Source organism: Massilia sp. BHUDP2, assembly GCF_046236355.1.
GTDB classification, from domain to species: Bacteria; Pseudomonadota; Gammaproteobacteria; order Burkholderiales; family Burkholderiaceae_D; genus Telluria; species Telluria varians.
On the sequence record NZ_JBJUVW010000001.1, the window covers coordinates 1,626,665 to 1,645,702 of the forward strand.

At 67.4% G+C, this 19,038-nt stretch carries 12 protein-coding genes; 6 read left to right on the forward strand and 6 right to left on the reverse strand.

What is annotated here, in order from left to right:
• Positions 1-96: 96 nt before the first annotated feature.
• Both ACK6C6_RS07350 and ACK6C6_RS07355 read right to left on the reverse strand, forming a co-directional pair.
• Positions 97-1,626: a diguanylate cyclase gene (locus ACK6C6_RS07350; RefSeq protein WP_409266621.1), complete on the reverse strand. Its 1,530-nt coding sequence runs from the start codon at positions 1,624-1,626 to the stop codon at positions 97-99.
• A gap of 39 nt (positions 1,627-1,665) precedes the next feature.
• On the reverse strand, positions 1,666-4,089 hold the full coding sequence (locus ACK6C6_RS07355; RefSeq protein ID WP_409266622.1) for a putative bifunctional diguanylate cyclase/phosphodiesterase: 2,424 nt from the start codon (positions 4,087-4,089) through the stop codon (positions 1,666-1,668).
• 291 nt (positions 4,090-4,380) lie between these two features.
• Between ACK6C6_RS07355 and ACK6C6_RS07360 the strand changes: the two genes are divergently transcribed.
• Positions 4,381-5,604: a hypothetical protein gene (locus ACK6C6_RS07360; protein ID WP_409266623.1), complete on the forward strand. Its 1,224-nt coding sequence runs from the start codon at positions 4,381-4,383 to the stop codon at positions 5,602-5,604.
• 15 nt (positions 5,605-5,619) lie between these two features.
• Complete coding sequence (locus tag ACK6C6_RS07365; RefSeq protein WP_409266625.1) at positions 5,620-6,531, forward strand: LysR family transcriptional regulator; 912 nt, start codon at positions 5,620-5,622, stop codon at positions 6,529-6,531.
• Here the strand turns inward: ACK6C6_RS07365 and ACK6C6_RS07370 are convergent.
• Positions 6,528-7,745, reverse strand: a complete 1,218-nt coding sequence (locus tag ACK6C6_RS07370; RefSeq protein ID WP_409266626.1) for an MFS transporter — start codon at positions 7,743-7,745, stop codon at positions 6,528-6,530. The genes ACK6C6_RS07365 and ACK6C6_RS07370 overlap by 4 nt on opposite strands.
• 87 nt (positions 7,746-7,832) lie before the next feature.
• Positions 7,833-8,891, reverse strand: coding sequence for an AI-2E family transporter (locus ACK6C6_RS07375; protein ID WP_036207550.1), 1,059 nt, complete (start codon positions 8,889-8,891; stop codon positions 7,833-7,835).
• A 125-nt stretch (positions 8,892-9,016) separates the two neighbouring features.
• Here ACK6C6_RS07375 and ACK6C6_RS07380 point away from each other — a divergent pair, with 125 nt between their 5' ends.
• Positions 9,017-10,996, forward strand: coding sequence for a hypothetical protein (locus ACK6C6_RS07380; protein ID WP_409266627.1), 1,980 nt, complete (start codon positions 9,017-9,019; stop codon positions 10,994-10,996).
• A gap of 57 nt (positions 10,997-11,053) precedes the next feature.
• Here the strand turns inward: ACK6C6_RS07380 and ACK6C6_RS07385 are convergent, their stop codons facing one another.
• Positions 11,054-12,505, reverse strand: a complete 1,452-nt coding sequence (locus ACK6C6_RS07385) for a Gfo/Idh/MocA family protein (RefSeq protein ID WP_409266628.1) — start codon at positions 12,503-12,505, stop codon at positions 11,054-11,056.
• A 411-nt stretch (positions 12,506-12,916) separates the two neighbouring features.
• Here ACK6C6_RS07385 and ACK6C6_RS07390 point away from each other — a divergent pair, with 411 nt between their 5' ends.
• The 3 genes from ACK6C6_RS07390 to ACK6C6_RS07400 all read left to right on the forward strand — a co-directional run bounded on the left by ACK6C6_RS07390 (position 12,917) and on the right by ACK6C6_RS07400 (position 18,525).
• A complete protein-coding gene (locus ACK6C6_RS07390; protein ID WP_409266629.1) occupies positions 12,917-15,835 on the forward strand; it encodes a TonB-dependent receptor domain-containing protein in 2,919 nt (972 codons plus the stop codon).
• A 105-nt stretch (positions 15,836-15,940) separates the two neighbouring features.
• The gene (gene pelA, locus ACK6C6_RS07395; RefSeq protein WP_409266630.1) at positions 15,941-17,218 is read left to right on the forward strand and encodes a pectate lyase; all 1,278 of its coding nucleotides are present in this window, start codon (positions 15,941-15,943) and stop codon (positions 17,216-17,218) included.
• Positions 17,215-18,525, forward strand: a complete 1,311-nt coding sequence (locus tag ACK6C6_RS07400; RefSeq protein ID WP_409266631.1) for a DUF1593 domain-containing protein — start codon at positions 17,215-17,217, stop codon at positions 18,523-18,525. Before pelA ends, ACK6C6_RS07400 begins: the two co-directional genes overlap by 4 nt.
• A 9-nt stretch (positions 18,526-18,534) precedes the next feature.
• Here ACK6C6_RS07400 and ACK6C6_RS07405 read toward each other — a convergent pair whose 3' ends face one another.
• The gene (locus tag ACK6C6_RS07405; RefSeq protein ID WP_409266632.1) at positions 18,535-19,002 is read right to left on the reverse strand and encodes an Lrp/AsnC family transcriptional regulator; all 468 of its coding nucleotides are present in this window, start codon (positions 19,000-19,002) and stop codon (positions 18,535-18,537) included.
• Between the last annotated feature and the right edge of the window lie 36 nt (positions 19,003-19,038).

The window sequence follows — 19,038 nt, forward strand, 5'->3', positions numbered from 1 at the left end:
TCGGCGGTGGTAGGTGGTGGTCCAGCCTTGCGTGCGCAAGGTAGCGTTATATTAAACCGTTCTCAACGCTCCAGGAGTTCCGCTGGCGTGCGCCGGCTATCCGGCCGGGCCGACGCGATTGCGTCCGCTTTCCTTGGCTGCATACAGTGCGGCGTCGGCGCGCCACAGCAAGCTGTCCGCGCCGTCCTCGGCATGTCGCGGGACGGTGCAGGCAAGGCCGATGCTGACCGTCATGATGCCAAGCGGCGCTTCGCGGTGGGCGATGCGCAATCGTTCGAGTCTGGTGCGGATCGCCTCGGCGACCGCCAAGCCGCCCGCGGCGTCCGTCGCCGGCAGCAGCACGACGAACTCCTCGCCGCCGAAGCGGGCCGCGACGTCGCGCGGACGCGAAGCGCCGGCCCTGATCGTGCGGGCGATCTCCGCCAGCGCGACATCCCCGGCAAGGTGGCCATGGCTGTCGTTGTACTTCTTGAAATGGTCGACGTCGATCATCAGGGCGGCAAGCGGGCTGCCGTCCTGGCGCGCGCGGGCCAGCTCCTGCTCGAGTGCCCCCTCGAAATGGCGCTTGTTGTAGAGACCCGTGAGCGGATCGATCTGCGACTGAACCAGCAGCGACGCGTTCGACGCTTCCAGCGCCGTCTTTGTATCGAGCAGCTCACGCTCGAAACGGTCACGCAAGCGCATCTGCCGTACCAGGTAGACAGCCAGGACGGCCATGCCGCCGGCCAGCGCGAGGAGCGCCGCGCCGGCCGTGAAGATCGTTTCGCGCCATGGCGCCAGGACCTGGTCCTGCGAGCGTGCGGTGGCGACCAGCAGCGGATAGTCGCCCGCCTGCGCGACCCCGTACATGAGGCGCTTGCCGCCCTCCGCCACATCCGGCAGGCGGCCGTTCGGCAGTTGCCCTGCCAGTCGCGGAAACAGCGCGGTCGACGCGAGGTCGGCGCCGATTCCCGTCCATGTGAAGGGGATCGCCAGCAACTGGGTGCCGCTGCGCAGCGCCAGGATGATCTTGCCGTCCTGGCGCAGCTCGATCTGTTCGTAGATCTTGCGGAAGAAGTCGACCTTGATGGTTGCCAGGACGACCCCGGCAAAGCTGCCGTCCGGATGCTCGAGGCGGCGCGAGACCGGGATCACCCAGGCGCCGCTGGTACGGCCGATGATGGGGGCGCCGATGTGCACGTCGCGCGCGGGCGAATCGCGGTGGAACCTGAAGTACGCGCGGTCGGCGTTGTTGCGTCCGTTGAAGGACTGGCCGGCCGAGTTCACGATCCAGGTGCCCGACGCGTCGTAGACGAACAGGCCCTGCAAGGCCGGCAGCTCCGCCAGGTGATCCATCATCAGCCTGTACAGCGCGTCCCGGTCGGTCGCCGGCAGGCGATCGTGCTCGATGCGGTTGACCATCCCGACCAGCACCGTGTCGACCATCTTGAACGCCGAGCTGGCCTGGTCGGCAAGCGCATGCGTGAGATTGCTCGTCGAGATCTCGGCGTTCGACAGCTCGAGCCGGCGCAACTGCCAGCTGCTCCAGGCGTATGCGGCCGCCAGTGCGGCGCCGGCAACTACCAGGATGCTCAGCGCAAGGAGCTTGATGCTGCGCCGCTTGGCGGCCAGTTGCGCGCTGATCATGGCTGCCGTCCGCAAGCCTGGCGCCCGTACATGCCTGGGTCAAGCATGGAGCAGCTCCTTCAGGGCATCGGCAAATGCCCGGCTGGCCTGTTCGCGTGGGGCGGCCAGGCCGGCATGGCCGGCCTGTGCCAGGAAGGCATCGCGACAGGACAGGGCCCGGGCGACCTGCCGTTTGCAGCGCGCGCGCTTGCGGCTGTGCCGGTCCAGCCAGGCGTCGAATGCCTGCATCCCGGACGGGCTGGCGGCGTCGCCCGGCGCCGCATGCCAGGCGCGCTGCTCCACCAGGGCCTTGAGCAGCAGGGCATCGTCGCGTTCGAGCGGCGCGCACGAGGCCACCTCGGCGGGCAGGCGCCATGCCGCCAGCCAGGGCGCCAGCGCTTCCGGCGGCATCGGGCGCGCGATGCCGTAGCCCTGCGCCAGCATGCATCCGAGCTGGACCAGCATGGCGGCGTGTTCGGCGGTTTCGACCCCTTCGGCCACCACCTCGCGCTTGAAGGCGGCGGCCATGCCGATGATGCCTTCGAGGATAGCCAGGTCGTCGGGATCCTGCTGCATGTTGCGCACGAAGCCCTGGTCGATCTTGATGCGCCCGGCCGGCAGTTGCTTCAGGTAGCGCAGGGACGAATAGCCGGTGCCGAAATCATCGAGCGCAAACCCGACGCCGATCTCGGCGCATTGCGAGACCAGGCCGGACACGTGCGCGATGTCGTCCAGTGCACTGCTTTCGAGCACCTCCAGCTTGATGCGGCGCGGGTTCACGCGCGGGTGGGCGGCCAGCAGGCCGCGCAGGTGAGCGACGAAATCCTTGCGGCGCAGCTGCGCTCCGCTCATGTTCACGCTGATCGCGATGTCCAGGCCGGCGTCGAGCCAGCGCACGTGCTGGCGCAATGCCTCCTCGAGCACCCAGTTCTCCAGGGCCAGCATGAGGGGATGCCCCTCCAGGGCCGGAAGGAAGGCGGCCGGCGGCAGGCAGCCGCGGCCAGGGTGGTTCCAGCGCACCAGGGCCTCGACCGAATTCAGCTCTCCGTTCCCGAGATGCACGATGGGCTGGTAGTGCAGGGCGAACTCGTGCTGCGCGAGCGCGCGCTCGATGACCTCGATTTCTTCCGCGCGCTCGACCATCTCGCGATAGCCGAGGCTGTCGAACACATGGAAGCGGTTCTTGCCCGCCATCTTCGCATCGTACATGGCCTGGTGCGCCTGCCTGATCAGCAGGTCTGCGCCGATGTCCTCGCTTTGCCGGTGGAAGGCCAGGCCCGCGCTGGCGCTCACGCGCAGCACGGCGCCGCCGGCCGATACCGGCTCGGAAATCGCGTGCAGGAGCCGCGCCAGCATCGGCTGGCAGGCCTGGGGCGAGTCGACACCGTCGAACACGACCACGAACTCGTCGCCGGCAGGGCGGCAGGCGGTATCGCTGTCGCGCACCGTGTCCTGGATCCTGCGGCCGAGGGCGGCCAGCAGCTCGTCGCCGCATTCATGGCCATGGGCCTCGTTGATGGCCTTGAAGTCGTCGATGTCGAGGAAGGCGACGGCCACGCCGGCGCCGCTGCGGCGCGCCCGCGCCATGGCTTGCTGCAGGCGGTCGGCCAGCAGGCGCCGGTTCGCCAGGCCGGTCAGCGGATCGTAGTGGGCGATGTGCTCGAAGTGCTGGTCCTGCAGTTTCTGGCGCGTGATATCGGCGAATACGCCGACGTGGCCGGAGAGCCTGCCATCGTCGTCGCGCATGCCGGTGATGGTGAGGCGCTCCACGTAGAATTCACCGGACTTGCGGCGGTTCCACACTTCGCCGCTCCAGCTGCCGGTAAGCGCGATGCTGCGCCACATGTCGGCGTAGAACGCCTTGTCCTGGCGGCCCGAGCTGAGCAGGCGCGGATTCTTTCCCAGCACCTCGGCGCGGGCGTAGCCGGTGATCGCCTCGAAGGCGCCGTTCACGTCGACTATGCGGCCGTCCGCCGAAGTGACGATGATGCCTTCGCCGGCGCTGGCGAAGATGCTGCTGGCCAGCCTGCGCTGCTGCAGCGCCAGCTTGCGGTCCGAGATGTCGGACAGGGTGCCCAGCAGGCCGTCCACCATGCCGTCTGCGCCGTGCCGGGTGCGCGCGGACACTTCGACCCAGCGCACTTCGCCGTCGCTGCGCACATGGCGGACCTCGTGCCGGCAGCGGCTGCGCTGGCCGGAGAGCAGCTGCGCGAGCGTGGACTGCTCGCGCGCCAGGTCGTCCGGGTGGACTTGCGCGAGGCAGGAATCGCCCAGCGTCGCCTCGACCGGGTATCCGCTCAATGCCTGCCAGGCCTGGTTCAGGAAAATCCAGTTGCCGTGGCGATCGGTCTGGAAAACGACTTGCTGGAGTTCGTCCAGGATCGACGCCGGGACGGACGGCGCCTGCGGCAGCTGGAGTTCGGGGGCATGGGCGCGGCAGCGAAGCGGGTCGCGCTGTTCTTTGAAAATGGTGGTGGCTAACATGGTCTGTATGCACGCGATGCCGGAAGTAGGCTTGCCGGGCTGCGGCGCCACGTCTGGCGCCGGCGCATGCGGGTTGACGACCGGGCAAGGATATCTCGTTGCCTTATGGAAAAAGAATGATCTAGATCAAATTTTGTGAGATTCAGTGATTTTTTATCGACAATTCTCACGATGCGTATCGATCGTGTGCCCGCCGCTGCTCATTGCCGCCGCCCCGGAACTCCGCGATAATCCATCGTTTCGCCCCGTACACACTCCCAAGGCGCTCTTACGATGAAAAGCACGATGTCCATGATCAAACCAACCCGCATCGCCGTCCTGGCCTCGCTGCTTGCCGCCGCGGCGAGCCATGCTGCCGATCCCGCTCCGCCGGCGTCGATGACCTCCATCGGCGTCGCCTCCTTCAACATGGGCTGGGCCGGCTCGCAGCAGGATTTCGATCGCCAGAACGCGGTCTGCTCGACCGTGTCGTGGTGCGACACGCGCCCGCGCCGCCAGCCGGGACAGACGTCGATCACCGAGGAAGCCGTGAAAGTGGCGCGCCAGTGCGTCGCCGACACCGAGCGCCTGGCGGGCGGTCGCGACGGGGCGGCCATGATGGCGCCGTGTAATGCCTACCAGGGACGCGGTGCGCCGGTGGCGCTCACGAGCGCCGACTATGCGGCCAAGCTGGCCGGCTTGCAGGCGACCATCGCCGGGCTGATCGAGAAGGATGGCGTACGCGTGATCGCCTTCCAGGAGGTGCGCTCGAGCGAGGTGATCAAGCAGCTGCTGGGCCGCCATGCCGGCCGCTTCGGCGTCTGCGACGCGCCGCACGAGGGTTTCCAGACCCTGGCCTTCGCCTGGGACCGCAGCCTGGGTAACGAAGCCCGCTGCAGCGTGGACAAGGGCCTGGCCATCGTCGACAATCCCACCGACCCCGAGTCGCGCAAGGTCCGTCCGGGCCTGGCGCTCGAAATGAAGGTGGCGGGACGCCCCATCGCTTTTCTTAACGTGCACCTGAAGTCCGGCTGCGCCAACATCGTGCCGACCCCGATCTACCAGGCGCGCCTGCTGGACGATCCGGCCGGCGCCTGCAAGACCCTGAACCGACAGGTCGCGCCGCTCGAGCGCTGGATCGACAGCGTGGCCAAACAGAGCCCGGACTTCGTCCTGCTGGGCGACTTCAACCGCCGCATCGACGAGGAAGCCGCGGCCAACATCCCGGCCGACAAGGTGCGTACCGACGGCAGCGACCCCGCCGGTGTCCCGGCAACGGACAAGGATGGCCGCGTGGCCACGCGCTACATGTGGCAGGAGCTGAACGCGGGCAGGGACCTGCGGCAGGTGCCGCTGGCCAGCGTGGATGCGCACTGCAAGGGCTTTACGGGCCTCGACCACATCGTGCTCAGCGGCGCCCTGGCGGCGCGCCAGCCGGCCAATCTCGGCTCGCGCAAGACCGCCGTGGTGCAGGCGCCGGACCAACGCATCGAGACCAGCGACCATTGCCCGCGTAGCGTCACGCTGGCGTTTTAAGCGAGTCCGCGGCGCATGGACCGGTTCGCCGAACTGAAGGCGTTCTGCCTGGTCGCGGCCAGCGGCGGCTTTTCGCCCGCCGCACGCCAGATGGGCGTGGCGACGTCTTCCGTGACGCGGCTGGTCGATGCACTCGAAGCAAGGCTCGGCGCCGTCCTGCTGAACCGCTCCACCCGCAGCGTCACGCTCACCGATACCGGGCGCAGCTATTACGAGGAAGCGCGGCGCGTGCTGGAGCAGCTCGATGCGGCCGACGATGCCGTCGCGGGGCAGGGCGGCGACGTCAAGGGCGTGCTGCGCGTCGCCGCGCCGGTGAGCTTCGCCACCCTGCACATCGCGCCCATCCTGCCGGAACTGCGCGCCAGGTACCCGCGCCTGGCGCTGGACCTGCGCCTCAGCGACGAAGCCGCGCGCCTGGTCGACGAATCGATCGACGTCGCCATCCGGATCGGCAGGATCGACCCGGATTCGACCTTGGTGGCGCGTCGCCTCGGCTCCCACCGGCGCCTGTTGTGCGCAAGCCCGGCCTACCTGGCCACGCGCGGCACGCCGATCCTGCCGGCCGACCTGGCCCACCACGACTGCCTGCAGCTCGCCGAGCGGCGGCTGTGGCGCATGCGGCGCCTGGAGGGGGAAGGCGAGGATGAGGAGATCACGATCGACGCCGTCCTGCAGGCCAACAGCGCCGAACTGCTGCGCCAGGCCGCGCTCGCCGGCGTCGGCATCGCGATGCTGGCGCACTGGCTGGTGCGCGACGACGTCGCCGCCGGCCGCCTGGTGCCGGTGCTGCCGGCCTGGGAGGCCAACCCGGGCCCGATGGACGTCACGCTGCATGCGCTCTACCAGACCAACCGGCGCGGCTCGCACAAGATCCGCGCCTTTGTCGATCTGCTTGCTGCGCAGCTCGCGCGCTCCGGCCTGAACTAGACAGCTTTCCCCAGTACCGAAGCGCGGCCCGGCAGTTCGCCCAGCCAGTAGAGCAGGGCGGCGGCCGGGAAGGCCATGCCGGCCAGCAGGGCGGCATTCCAGCCATATTGCGCGAACACCCAGGCGCCCAGCGCCGATCCCAGCGCGCCGCCGCCGAAGAACAGGGCGAAGTAGATGCCGTTCAGGCGGCTGCGCACGTCCGCGCCCAGGCTGAAGATGGCGCGCTGTCCCAGCACCAGGTTGGCCGCGACCGCCATGTCGAGCACGATCGAGGCCACGGCCAGCACCCCGATCGCCAGTTCGCGCGAGGCCGGCTGGTAGAGCGGCAGCGCGAATCCCGCTACGCCCAGCACCAGGGCCGCGGCGGTCGCGGGCAAGGTGTGGCCGGCGTCCGCCAGCCGTCCGGCCACCGGCGAGGCGATGGCCCCGGCCATGCCGACCAGCGCGAAGATCGCGATGCCGGTCTGCGACAGGTGGAAGCGCGGACCTTCGAGCATCAGGGGCGTCACGGCCCAGAACAGGCTGAAGGCCCCGAACAGGCCCGCGTGGTAGGCGGCGCGGCGGCGCAGCAGCGGCGTGCCCGCCAGCAGGGTCCACAGCGATGCGATCAGCTTGCGGTAGGAAAGTGCCTGCGTTGGTGCGTGCTGCGGCAGCCTGCTGAGCAGCACGAAGGCCAGCACCAGGATGATGGCGGCGGCGCCGCCGAACACCGCGTGCCAGCCGGCGACATCGGCCACCAGGCTGGCCGCGGGCCGGGCCAGCATGATCCCCAGTAGCAAACCGCTGACCACCTTGCCGACGGCCTGGCCGCGGGTCTCCTCGCGCGACAGGTGGGCGGCGAAGGGCACCAGCACCTGGGCCGCCACCGAGCCGAGCCCGATGCCCAGCGCGGCGGCCAGGAACAGCCAGGCATTGCTGCTGAAGGCGGCCGCAAGCAGCGCCGCGGAGGTTCCCAGGAGGGCGCAGAACACCAGCCGGCGGTTTTCCAGCAGGTCGCCGAGCGGCACGATGAACAGCAGGCCGAGGGCGTAGCCGACCTGGGTCAGGGTGACGACCAGGCCGGCTGCATGCAGCGACAGGCCGGTGGCAAGGCTGATCGGACCGACCAGGGTCTGGGCGTAGTACAGGTTGGCGACGATCAGGCCGGCCGAGACGGCGAGCAGGCGCGTCAATCCTGGAGAGATGTCGGCGGCGGGTGTGGTAGTGGGGCGCATGCTGTGGTCCTTGTCGAAAATGGATGTCGGGACCGATTCTATGGGGGGCGCCGGCCCCGATTGATGCGCGCTACGCAATACTCCTTTTCACTCTGCGTGGAACTCGTCGGCGCGCGCGAACAGGCTCCAGGCCGCGATGAACAGCGCCGCGATCACTGGACCGATCACGAAGCCGTTCAGGCCGAACAGCGCCATGCCGCCGAGCGTGGACAGCAGCACCAGGTAGTCCGGCAGCTTGGTGTCCTTGCCCACCAGGATGGGGCGCAGCAGGTTGTCGACCAAGCCGATCACCAGCACGCCGTACAGGGCCAGCACCACCCCTTGCGTGACCGAACCCGTGAACAGGAAATAGGCCGCCACCGGCCCCCAGATGATGGCGGCGCCCACGGCCGGCAGCAGCGACAGGAAGCTCATCACCACGCCCCACAGCACCGGTCCGGGGACGTCTAGGAACCAGAAGATCAGGCCGCCGAGCGTGCCCTGGGCCACCGCCACCAGCACATTGCCCTTCACGGTGGCGCGGATCACGGTCACGAACTTGTCGAACAGGGGCTTCTTGTAGTGCGAGTCGAGCGGCACCGCGCGCTTGATGCGCGCCGCGATGGTGCGCCCGTCGCGGAACAGGAAGAACAGCAGGTAGAGCATGACGGTCATGCCGACCAGGAAGTCGAGCGCATTGCGCCCGAAGCCCACCGCATAGCGCGCCGCCAGCTGGCTGGCCTGGGCGACTCCGGCGCTGAGCTTGTCCTGCACCGTCGACATGATGGTCGATTGGTAGCGCTCGAACAGGGAGGCAGCCCAGTCGGGCAGGCCCGCCACTACCCGGCGCAGCATGGCGTCGAAGTCGAGGCTGCCGGCGCTGACCATGTTGTACAGCGCGAGCGCCTGGTCGGCCAGCGCGGCGGCGATCAGGGTCAGGGGCAGGATCACCATCAGGATGATCAGCACCAGGGTGACGAAAGCCGCGATGTTGGCGCGCCCCTTCAAGCGCGCCAGCAGGCGCTCGTACACGGGCGCGAACACGATCGCCAGCACCATGCCCCAGAAGACGGCGCCCGAGAACGGCAGCAGGATCCAGAAAAAGGCGAGGGTCACCGCGCCCAGCAGGAGCAGGAAGGAGTTTTGCGGCAGCGTGAATTGCGTCATCAGGAGCGCCCGGAGTTCAAGAATGGTGTCGATGATACTCTATCAATATTCGAGGCGTGATTTCATATTGATAGTAGTCTATCAATACCGGATAATGCGCAGCTTTCCGACTTGCGCATTGCCTCATGCTGAAGATCCTGAGCTCGACCGTCCTGCTGGCCCTGGCCGCGGCGCCCGCCTGGGCACAGACCACTCCTCCCGCCGCCAGCCAGCCCGCCGAGCCGGCGATGCCCGGTACCCAGCAGCTGCATGGGCGGGCCGATGAAAACGTGATGCGCCAGGCCGAGGATGCCTTCGGCACCAGCGTCGGCCGCGAGACCATCGGCCTGTACAACTCGTCCAGCGTGCGCGGCTTCTCGCCGGTCGCGGCGGGCAATGCGCGCATCGAGGGCCTGTACTTCGACCAGGTCTGGGGCCTCACGCCGCGCATCCGGCGCTCCACCAACATCCGGGTCGGCATCTCGGCCCAGGGCTATCCCTTCCCGGCGCCGACCGGCATCGTCGATTACAGCTTCCGCAAGCCGGGCGACCGGGCCAGGCTGGCCCTGGTCACGGGTGGCGACAGCTACGGCGGCGCCTATATCGAGGCCGACGGCGAACTGCCGCTGGCACGCAGCCTGAACCTGGGCATCGGCACTGCCGTCGGCAGCAACGAATACCCCAACGGCACCGACTCGCGCTACCGCAATGCCGCGCTGAGCCTGCGCTGGCAGCCGGCAGCAAGCCTCGAGATCGTCCCCTTCTGGCACCGCGCCGAGACCTACGACGACGAAAAGGCGCCGAGCTTCCTGCCGGCCGGCAGCCACCTGCCGCCGCGCATCGAGCGCCGCCGTTTCAAAGGCCCGGAGTGGGCCGACTTTCGCACCACCGCGATGAACTACGGCGGCCTGGCCACGCTGCGCGCTAACGAGGACTGGACCGTCCGTGCCGGCGTGTTCCGCTCGCTGTACAACGACCACCGCGCCTTCACCCACCTGCTCACCGGCGTGACGCTGGACGGCAGCGCGAACCGACGCCTGATCGTCGATCCGCCGGCGGAGAATGCCTCCACCAGCGGCGAACTGCGCCTCACGCGCGTCGTCGTCGAAGGCCCGCGCCTGCACAACCTGCACTTCAGCGTGCGCGGGCGCGACCGCCAGCGCCGCTACGACGGCTCGCAGGCCTTCGACCTGGGGCGCACCACGATCGATGCGCCTTACTCCGCGCCCGAGCCGGCCTTCGTGTTCGGCGAGCAGACCCGCGACCGCACCCGCCAGTGGACCGGCGGCTTCGCCTACGACGGGCGCTGGCGCAAGGTGGGCGAGATCGGCTTCAGCCTGCAGAAGACCGACTACCGCAAGCGCCTGCAAAAGCCTGGCCTGCCGCTCGCCACCGCCGAGGACAAGCCCTGGCTGTACAACCTGACGGCCGCCGGCCATCTCGGTCCTAAGCTGGTGGCCTTCGGCAGCTTTACTCGCGGACTGGAAGAGAGCGGGGTAGCGCCCAGCAATGCGCTCAACCGCAACGAGCTGCTGCCGGCGATCCGCACCACCCAGGGCGACCTCGGCCTGCGCTATGCCTTGAGCCCGGAAATGAAGCTGGTCGCCACCGTGTTCGACCTGCGCAAGCCCTACTTCAACTTCGATGCCGGCAACCGCTACGCCCAACTGGGCGACGTGCAGAATCGGGGGCTGGAAATGTCGCTGGCGGGCGCCTTGAGCCCACGCCTGAACGTCGTCGCCGGCGCGGTCCTGTCGCGCCCGCGCGCGACCGGCGAGGGTGTGCGCCTGGGGCGGGTCGGCGAGCGTCCGGTCGGCATGAGCCGGCGCAGCGCCGAATTCAATCTGGACTGGCGCACTCCGTGGCTGGAGGGGCTGTCGCTGGACATGACGGCTTCGCACAGCGGCGCCATCACCGCCACCGTCGACAACCGGGTCGCCATCCCTGAGCGCACCCTGGTGGCGCTGAGCGGCCGCTACCGCTTCAAGCTGGGCGAGCAGCCGGCTTCGCTGCGGGTGGCGGTGAACAACGTGTTCGATACCTATGGCTGGGAACTGCGCGGCGCCGGCGCGTATGACGTCATCACCGGGCGCCTGGTGTCGGCTTACCTGTCAGTGGATCTGTAAAGTAGGGTGGACGGCAACGCCGTCCACCCTACGATTCTCACTCTGGCAAGTGGATGGTCAGGGAATCTTGATCCGGATCGGCATCGGCACCGGCGCGCGGCGGTCCGGCATCGGCGCGCGGTCCGGCGGCGTGAGGCCGGTGACCAGGTCGGCCACGCGCACCGTCTGTCCGGTCTCGAAGCACTTGTTGGCCGCGATACCGACCAGGGCCGACCAGGCGCCGGCTCGCTCGTCCGAGGCGCGCTTGTACTTGTCCGGCGGTCCCTCGCCGAAGATCTCGGTGAGCATGACGTCGTCGCCGCCGCCATGGCTGCCCTTGCCGATGATCGGCTCGATGTCGCGCGGCTGGCCGCGCATCGGGATCACGCGGATCGACACGTTCTCGCTGCCGCTCTGCACCTTGGCGGCGCCGGCCGCGCCGCCCGACTCGACGATGCGGTGTTCGATACGGCCCTTGGTGCCGTTGAAGGCGATGTGGTAGCCCTCCCAGGCGTCATAGGCCGACAGCGCGTAGTTCAGGTGTGCGCCGTTGTCGTAGCGGACCATCACGTTCATGGTGTCTTCGATGTCGATGCTCGGGCGCCACACGCACTGATCGCGGTAGTAGCCGTCGTAACGTTCATTGTCGAGGTAGAGGGCTTTCAGCCCAGGATCTGACGCCAGGTCGAAGTAGAAATTGCACTTCTGTTTTTCCGGGCAGGTGAGGCAGCGCTCGTGCGGACCGGACAGTCCCATGCGGCGCGCGGTTTCCGGGGTGTAGAACTGGCGTGAGCCGAAGGCGTGCACGGTCTCCGGCTGGGCGCCCAGCCACCAGTTGACCAGGTCGAAGTGGTGGGTCGACTTGTGCACCATCAGACCGCCCGAATTGGCCTTGTTGGCGTGCCAGCGGCGGAAGTAATCGGCGCCGTGAACAGTGTTGAGCAGCCAGGTGAAGTCGACCGAGATGACGTCGCCGATCTCGCCCGACATCAAGAGCTCCTTGATCTGGGTGCGCGGCGGGGAATAGCGGTAGTTGAAGGTGACACGGACCTGGCGGCCGGTGCGCTTGACGGCATCGATGATGCGCTGTGCTTTTTCGGCGGTGGTCGTCATCGGCTTTTCGGTGATGACGTCGCAGCCGGCTTCGAGGGCGCGCACGATGTAGTCGTCGTGGGTGGCGTCGGGCGTGGTGACGATCACATACTCCGGCCTGGTCTCGCGGATCATGCGGTCGAAGTCCGCTGCGGCGTAGCCGCGCGGCTGGCTGGCGCCGGTCTCGGTAACGAGCTTCACGGCGCGCGCCAGGCGGCCGGCATTCTTGTCGCAGATGGCCACGACTTCGCTGGTATCGCGGAACTTGCCCGTCATCGCATTGGTGAACATGCGCGCACGCGAACCCACGCCCACCACCGCATAGCGCTTGCGCGCGGTCGCCGCGAAGGCACCGCCGCTAGCCAGCACCAGGCCAGCCGCCCCGGCGCCCTTCAGTACGGTGCGGCGATCGATCCCCCCGAAATTCTTTTCATTCATGCTTCGTCTCCAGTCTTGTTGTGGCGCCATCGGCGTTCACGGCCGCAGGCTCGGCATATGGTGGCCTGAAGTAGTGGAATTGGCAAGACCACTTTCATAGGTGGTTGGACTAAATCACGCATCTGGTCGAACAATTTGAGGAGGAAAACCGAGGTGCCAATGGAATTTCGTTAGATAATTGCAACAAAATATTGTCAACTCGACATTATTTGCAGGCTGATCAGTATGCGCCGTAAATATTTGTTGCAACAAAGTGGCCTGACCAATTTATAATCCGGTCATATCACTTCTTGTAAAACCTGCAAAGACAGCGTCAGGATTTGACGGCAGGCCTGTGGAATTCGCTCCAAGTGGCCTGGCCAATCAGTAGTGTGGTCATATCAATCTTAAGAAAAAAGATAGGAGACGTGAATGAACCCGACCTTTGTTCCCACCCCACGCCGAGCTCAACTGGCAAGCGCAGTTAGCCTGGCGCTGTTCCAGCTGGCGGCCCACGCGCAGGCTCAGAACACCGAAGCCCCGTCGTCAACGCCAGCCGTGCAGGCGGTGGTGGTGACCGGCTCGCTGATCCGCCGTGTCGACGACGAGGGCACGAATCCCGTCACCACCGTCAAGGCCCAGGAACTGGAAGCCCGCGGCCATACCGAACTCAAGGACTTCGTGCTGGAGCAGCCGCAATCGCTGTCGCTCGGCACCAACTCCGGCGCGGCCGGTCCGGTGACCAACCTGCGCGGCCTCGGCCCGATGCGCACCCTGACCCTGCTGAACGGCCGCCGCCTGGCGAACGAGCCGCTGCAGGACCAGTACGTCTCCGTCAACGTGATCCCGCGCATGGCGCTGGAGCGCGTCGAGACCCTGAACGGCGGCGGCGCCTCGATCTACGGCGCCGACGCCATCGGCGGCGTCCAGAACTACTGGACCAAGCGCGGCTACCAGGGCGGCGCGGTCAAGGCCGAGTACGCCCGTCCCGAACTGAGCGGCGGCGGCCGTACCAAGAGCATCAGCGGCATCTTCGGCTGGGGCGACCTGAGCGAGGAGGGCTGGAACGCCTACATCGCCATCGACCACCAGAAGAAGGATGCGCTGTTCCAGGGCGACCGTCCGGAACAGCATGACCCGGCCGTGCTGCGCAGCCTGGGCCTGGGCATCACGCCGGACGCGCGCAACCCGAACCCGCTGGCCAACTTCGGCTTCGCCCGCAACGCCAACTCGAACTACAACCCGAATTTCGCCACCGGCTGCGATTCGCCATGGTCGCTGCAGACCCTCGGCAACAACAGCCTGGCGACCCCGCCGGTCTACGCGCCGGGCTGTATCCGCAATCCGCTGTTCTGGAACGCCGTGACCGACGGCAGCGAAATCACCACCGTCGCCGGCCGCGTCAGCTGGAACCTGGCGGGCGGCCACAAGCTCGACCTCGACGTGCTGCATTCCGCGTTCACCGTGCAGAAGTTCCGCGGCATGCAGGTGCCGAACGCGACCCAGCCGTTCACCACTTACTCGATGCCGGCCACCAGCCGCTTCTACCCGGGCAAGGGCATCACGCCGCTGCCGCAGGTCGTCGGCAGCAATACCGGCGCCAACACCCCGGCCATGTTCATCGACCCGGCCAAGACCCCGGGCACGGCGACGCCGCTGAACATGAACAACCGCACCATCTACTTCCAGTGGGGTCCGGGCGAACTCGGACCGGCCTACCGCAACGACGAACAGGGCAACGACCGCGTCGTGCTGTCGCTCGAAGGCGACGTGATGGGCTGGGACTATCGTCTCGGCGCGAACTATGGCCGTTCCAAGCGCGACACCCGCGTGGGCGAAGGCTACATCCTGTACAGCAAGGCGCAGGCCGGCTTCGACCAGGGCATCCTGAATCCGTTCGGCCCGCAGGACGCCGCCGGACTGGCCTACCTGCGCAGCATCCAGGCCGAGGACTATACCTATCGCCTGAACAAGGCCTTCAATAAGAGCATCGACGCTACCGTCACCCGTCCGGTCTGGACGCTCGGCGGCGGCGACATGGTGCTGGCGGTGTCGGGTGAACTGCGCGAAGACTCGGCGCGCACCCACAACGCGCCGCTCGACTTCGTGTACAAGCGCGCCGACGGCAGCTACAACATCGACGCTTCCGGCAACGTGGTGCAATCCGACCTGGTGGGCGAGACCCCGCAGGGCGTGGCCAAGAAGCTCAAGCGCAAGATCTCTTCGCTGATGTTCGAGGTCGATGCGCCGATCACCAAGACCTGGCTGGTCAACGGTTCGGTCCGCGCCGACCGCTACGACGACCTGGACCAGACCACGGTGAACCCGGCGCTGGCGACCCGCTGGGCGCCGATGCAGGAAATGGTGCTGCGCGCCTCGGTCTCGAGCGGCTTCCGCGCGCCGTCGATCATGGACATCCAGAACCCGACCCCGGAAGTGCGCAGCCAGCTGATGGACGATCCGGTCCTGTGCCGTAGCACCCGTCCGCTGGAGCCGGGCACCGGCACCCCGTCGGCAGGTTATACCGCCGACCAGGTCTGCAACGTCCTGACCAACTACTGGACCAAGTCGCCCAACAACAGCCACCTGAAGCCGGAGAAGTCGCGCGGCTTCAACATCGGCATCGGCCTGGAGCCGATCAAGAACCTGTCGCTGACGGTCGACTACTGGGGCCTGAAGCTGCGTGACGTGCTGGGCGCGGTCTCGATCGCCGAGATCCAGCAGAACCCGGCCAAGTACGAGAGCGTCATCAACCGCCGCGCCGATGGCACCATCGACTACATCATCGCCAGCCAGGCCAACCGTGGCCAGACCCGCATCCGCGGCGCCGACTTCTCGGGCAGCTACCGCTTCCCGAAGACCAGTTTCGGCACCTTCGATGCGAAACTCGATGCGACCTGGTACCACAAGTACGAGTTCCAGAGCGAGGCGGGCGGCGCATGGAACAGCAACGTCGGCATCATCACCAACGACGGCCGCTTCGGCAGCGCCGGTCCGAACTCGGGCCTGGCCGGCATGCCGCAGGTGAACCCGCGCTGGAAGTACACCGCGGCGGTAACCTACAGCACCGGCCCGTGGCGCGCCACCCTGTCGCAGCGTTTCAACACCGCGCTGACCGACCTGACTCCGCGTGCGGGATCGAACCTGACCGAAGTGGAATCGTATAGCCAGTTCAACCTGAACGTGCGCTATACCGGCATCAAGAAAACCACCGTGTCGCTGGGCGTGAACAACATCACGGAAGAGTGGCCACCGCTGACCGCCAACACGATCTACAGCGGCGGTTACCTGACCAGCCTGGCGGACATGATGGGCCGTGTCTACCGCATGTCGGTCGAGTACAAGTTCTAAGCTGAAGGCTTGGAGTCGCGCAGGTGCAATACCTGCGCACCGGCGGCACGGGCGGAAGCAATCCACGCCTGTGCCGCTTTGTCTTTTGTGGAATCAAACACCATCATGCGACGAACTGCCTATACCCTGGGCGCCCTGTGCCTGGCGCTTCCCGCGATCTGCCGCCCGGCGATCCTTTCGCACATGACCCCGGCCCAGCCCCTGAGCGAGGCGCGCATCGGCGCTCTGTCCGAGGCGCAGCGCGCCGAATGGACGGCCTACCTCACGCGTTCGCGTGCGCTGATGGAGGCGGACAAGGCTGCCCTGCGCGCTGAACGCGCCGGATTGTCAAGCGTGCCGGAACGCCCGCACGCCGATGCGCCGGAAGGCGGGATGCCACTGCGCAAACCGGCTGCATGGTATGGCGGGCCTGAAGCCTTGCGGGTGGCAGACAACATCCTCAGTTTCCAGACGCCTGCCGGCGGATGGGGCAAGAACGTCGACCGTGGCGGGGCGCCGCGCCGCCCAGGCGAGCACTGGGTGCCTGGAGAAGAGCGGCAAGGCAGGACGAACTGGACCTACGTCGGCACCATCGACAACGGCGCCACCACCAACGAGTTGCGCTTTCTGGCGCGGGTCCAGGCGCAGCTGCCGGGAACGAGGGGCGGGCCCTATCGCGCCGGCTTCCTCAAGGGCCTGCGTTATCTCCTGAGTTCCCAGTATCCCAATGGTGGCTTCCCGCAGATCTATCCGCTGCAGGGCGGCTACCACGATGCGGTCACCCTGAACGACGACGCCATGGCGCGGGTCGTGAACCTGTTGATGGACGTCGGAGAAGGGCGGAGCGACTTTGCGTTCGTGCCGGCCACGCAGGTCGAAGAAGCAAAGTCCGCGGTGCAGCGCGCCGTCAGGATGTTGGTCGCGACCCAGCAGACGCAAGGCGGAACGAAGACCGGCTGGGGTCAGCAGTTCGATGCCCTGACGCTGGAGCTTGCCGGAGCGCGCAATTTCGAACCGGCCGCCCTGGCCACGCCCGAAACCGCGAGCGTGCTCCTGCTGATGATGCGCCTTCCTGACCCGCCGCGCGAAGTGCAGGAAGCGGTACATGGTGGCGTAGCCTGGCTGCGCTCGGTGGCGCTGCGCGACGTCGCCTGGAAGTCGACCACGCCCGAGCGTGGAAGAATGCTGCTGCCTGCGCCTGGCGCGGGAGAAATCTGGGCGCGCTACTACGACGCGCGCAGCATGAAGCCCGTGTTCGGTGACCGCGACCGCAGCGTCCATGACGATGTCAACGAACTGCACATCGAGCGCCGCAACGGTTATGCATGGTTCGGGACGGTTCCATCCCGGGCGATCGAGCGTTACGCCGCCTGGTCCGTGCAGTATCCGGGGGGGGCCGAATGAAGACGAACCGACGCCGCCTGCTTGCCTTGCTCGCCCTGTCCCTGCCGCTGGCCGGCTGCGCGCTGCCGCCCGCCCAGAGCGCCGCAGCCGCACCGAAACCCCGTGTCATCGTCTCCACCGACATCGGCGGCACCGATTACGACGACTTCCAGTCGCTGGTCCACCTGCTGCTGTACACCGACATGATCGAGCTGGAAGGCATGCTGGCTTCGCCCTGGGGCGAGGGACGCGACCGCAAGCGCCACCTGCTCGCCATCATCGACGCCTATGAGAAGGACTATCCGAACCTGAAGACCTGGTCGGCGGCCTATCCGAGCCCGGCCACCCTGCGGAGCATCGCGAAGCAGGGCGGCCTGGACCTGGCGCCGCCGCCCGGCTGGGGCCAGCCGACCGAGGGATCGAACTGGATCGTCGAGCGCGCCCGCCAGCCGGACCCGCGCCCGCTCTGGGTGCTGCTGTGGGGCGGCTTCGAAGACCTGGCCCAGGCCTTGCACGATGCGCCGGACATCAAGCCCAAGCTGCGCGTCTACATGATCGGCGGCCCCAACAAGAAGTGGTCGAACGCGTCCTACGACTACCTGGCGCGCGAACATCCCGATCTCTGGATCATCGAGAACAACTCCACCTACCGCGGCTGGTTCCTTGGGGGCGACCAGTCGGGCGACCTGGATAACCGCGCCTTCGTGGAACGCCACGTCAAGGGTGTGGGCGCCCTGGGCGACTACTTCGCCGGCATCGCGCCGCTGGTCAAGATGGGCGACACGCCCTCGCTGACCTATGTGATGGGCGCGAATCCGGAGGATCCGACCGCGGGCGGCTGGGGCGGCAGCTTCGTGCGCGCCTGGGAGCGCCCGCGCGTGGTCTTCGATGCGCCGCCGAGCACGCAGGACGTGGTCGAGACTTTCGCCATCATGGAGCTGAACTACCGCCCCGCGGGCAAGGCGCCGGCCGGCGCCCGGGCCAGCCTTCAGGTCGACAAGCAGGAATTCCCGGGCTGGGCGCAGCCGGACGGTTCCTGGCGCTTCCTGTTCTCGCCCAAGGAAGACAAGACCTGGAGCTACCGGATCGCCAGCAACTATCCGGGGCTGGACGGACAGGCGGGCGGCTTCACTTCGCGCATGGCGGCGCCCGAATTGGCACGCCGGCCGTCCGCTAGGCACCCGAACTGGTGGACCGACGATCCCGATCCGCGGCTGGCGGAAGGATTGCACCAGGGCGCCAGAACAGTCAGCCGCTGGCGCGCGGCATTCCTGCGCGATTTCGCCGCGCGGCTACGCCGTACCCAGTCCCCGGCCCAGTCTCCATGATTGCGCACCCTAGAGCGGCAGAGCCGTCTCGTACTTCACCTCGCGCAGCGCGACACTCGTGTTCAGCTGCGACACCCCCGGCAGCTTGAGCAGCACGTTGTGCAGCAGGTCGTGGTAGGCATCCATGTTGGCGACCATCACCTTGACGATGTAGTCCGAGGTCCCCGTCATTTCGTAGCACTCCATCACTTCGCGGCAGGCCCGCATCTGCGCCTCGAAGGCCTCGACCACGCCGGCCTCGTGCCGCGTCAGGGACACGTGCAGCATGCACACCAGGCCGAGGTCGAGCTTGCGGCGGTCGAGGAGGGCGGCGTAGCGGCGGATGTAGCCGTGCTCTTCGAGTTCCTTCTGGCGCCGCCAGCAGGGCGAGGCCGACATGCCGACCCGTTCGGCCAGTTCGTTGACGGACAGGCGACCGTCCTGCTGCAGCTCGCGCAGGATGCGCATTGACGCTGCGTCAAGGTAATATTTTTCCATGAATGGCTCTGAATAGAAATAATTTACCTATTCTGC

Bases quoted from the DNA above. Each gene is read 5' to 3' on its own strand.
- ACK6C6_RS07350 (WP_409266621.1), bottom strand. From the start codon at position 1,626: ATGATCAGCGCGCAACTGGCCGCCAAGCGGCGCAGCATCAAGCTCCTT.
- ACK6C6_RS07355 (WP_409266622.1), bottom strand. From the start codon at position 4,089: ATGTTAGCCACCACCATTTTCAAAGAACAGCGCGACCCGCTTCGCTGC.
- ACK6C6_RS07360 (WP_409266623.1), top strand. From the start codon at position 4,381: ATGATCAAACCAACCCGCATCGCCGTCCTGGCCTCGCTGCTTGCCGCC.
- ACK6C6_RS07365 (WP_409266625.1), top strand. From the start codon at position 5,620: ATGGACCGGTTCGCCGAACTGAAGGCGTTCTGCCTGGTCGCGGCCAGC.
- ACK6C6_RS07370 (WP_409266626.1), bottom strand. From the start codon at position 7,745: ATGCGCCCCACTACCACACCCGCCGCCGACATCTCTCCAGGATTGACG.
- ACK6C6_RS07375 (WP_036207550.1), bottom strand. From the start codon at position 8,891: ATGACGCAATTCACGCTGCCGCAAAACTCCTTCCTGCTCCTGCTGGGC.
- ACK6C6_RS07380 (WP_409266627.1), top strand. From the start codon at position 9,017: ATGCTGAAGATCCTGAGCTCGACCGTCCTGCTGGCCCTGGCCGCGGCG.
- ACK6C6_RS07385 (WP_409266628.1), bottom strand. From the start codon at position 12,505: ATGAATGAAAAGAATTTCGGGGGGATCGATCGCCGCACCGTACTGAAG.
- ACK6C6_RS07390 (WP_409266629.1), top strand. From the start codon at position 12,917: ATGAACCCGACCTTTGTTCCCACCCCACGCCGAGCTCAACTGGCAAGC.
- pelA (WP_409266630.1), top strand. From the start codon at position 15,941: ATGCGACGAACTGCCTATACCCTGGGCGCCCTGTGCCTGGCGCTTCCC.
- ACK6C6_RS07400 (WP_409266631.1), top strand. From the start codon at position 17,215: ATGAAGACGAACCGACGCCGCCTGCTTGCCTTGCTCGCCCTGTCCCTG.
- ACK6C6_RS07405 (WP_409266632.1), bottom strand. From the start codon at position 19,002: ATGGAAAAATATTACCTTGACGCAGCGTCAATGCGCATCCTGCGCGAG.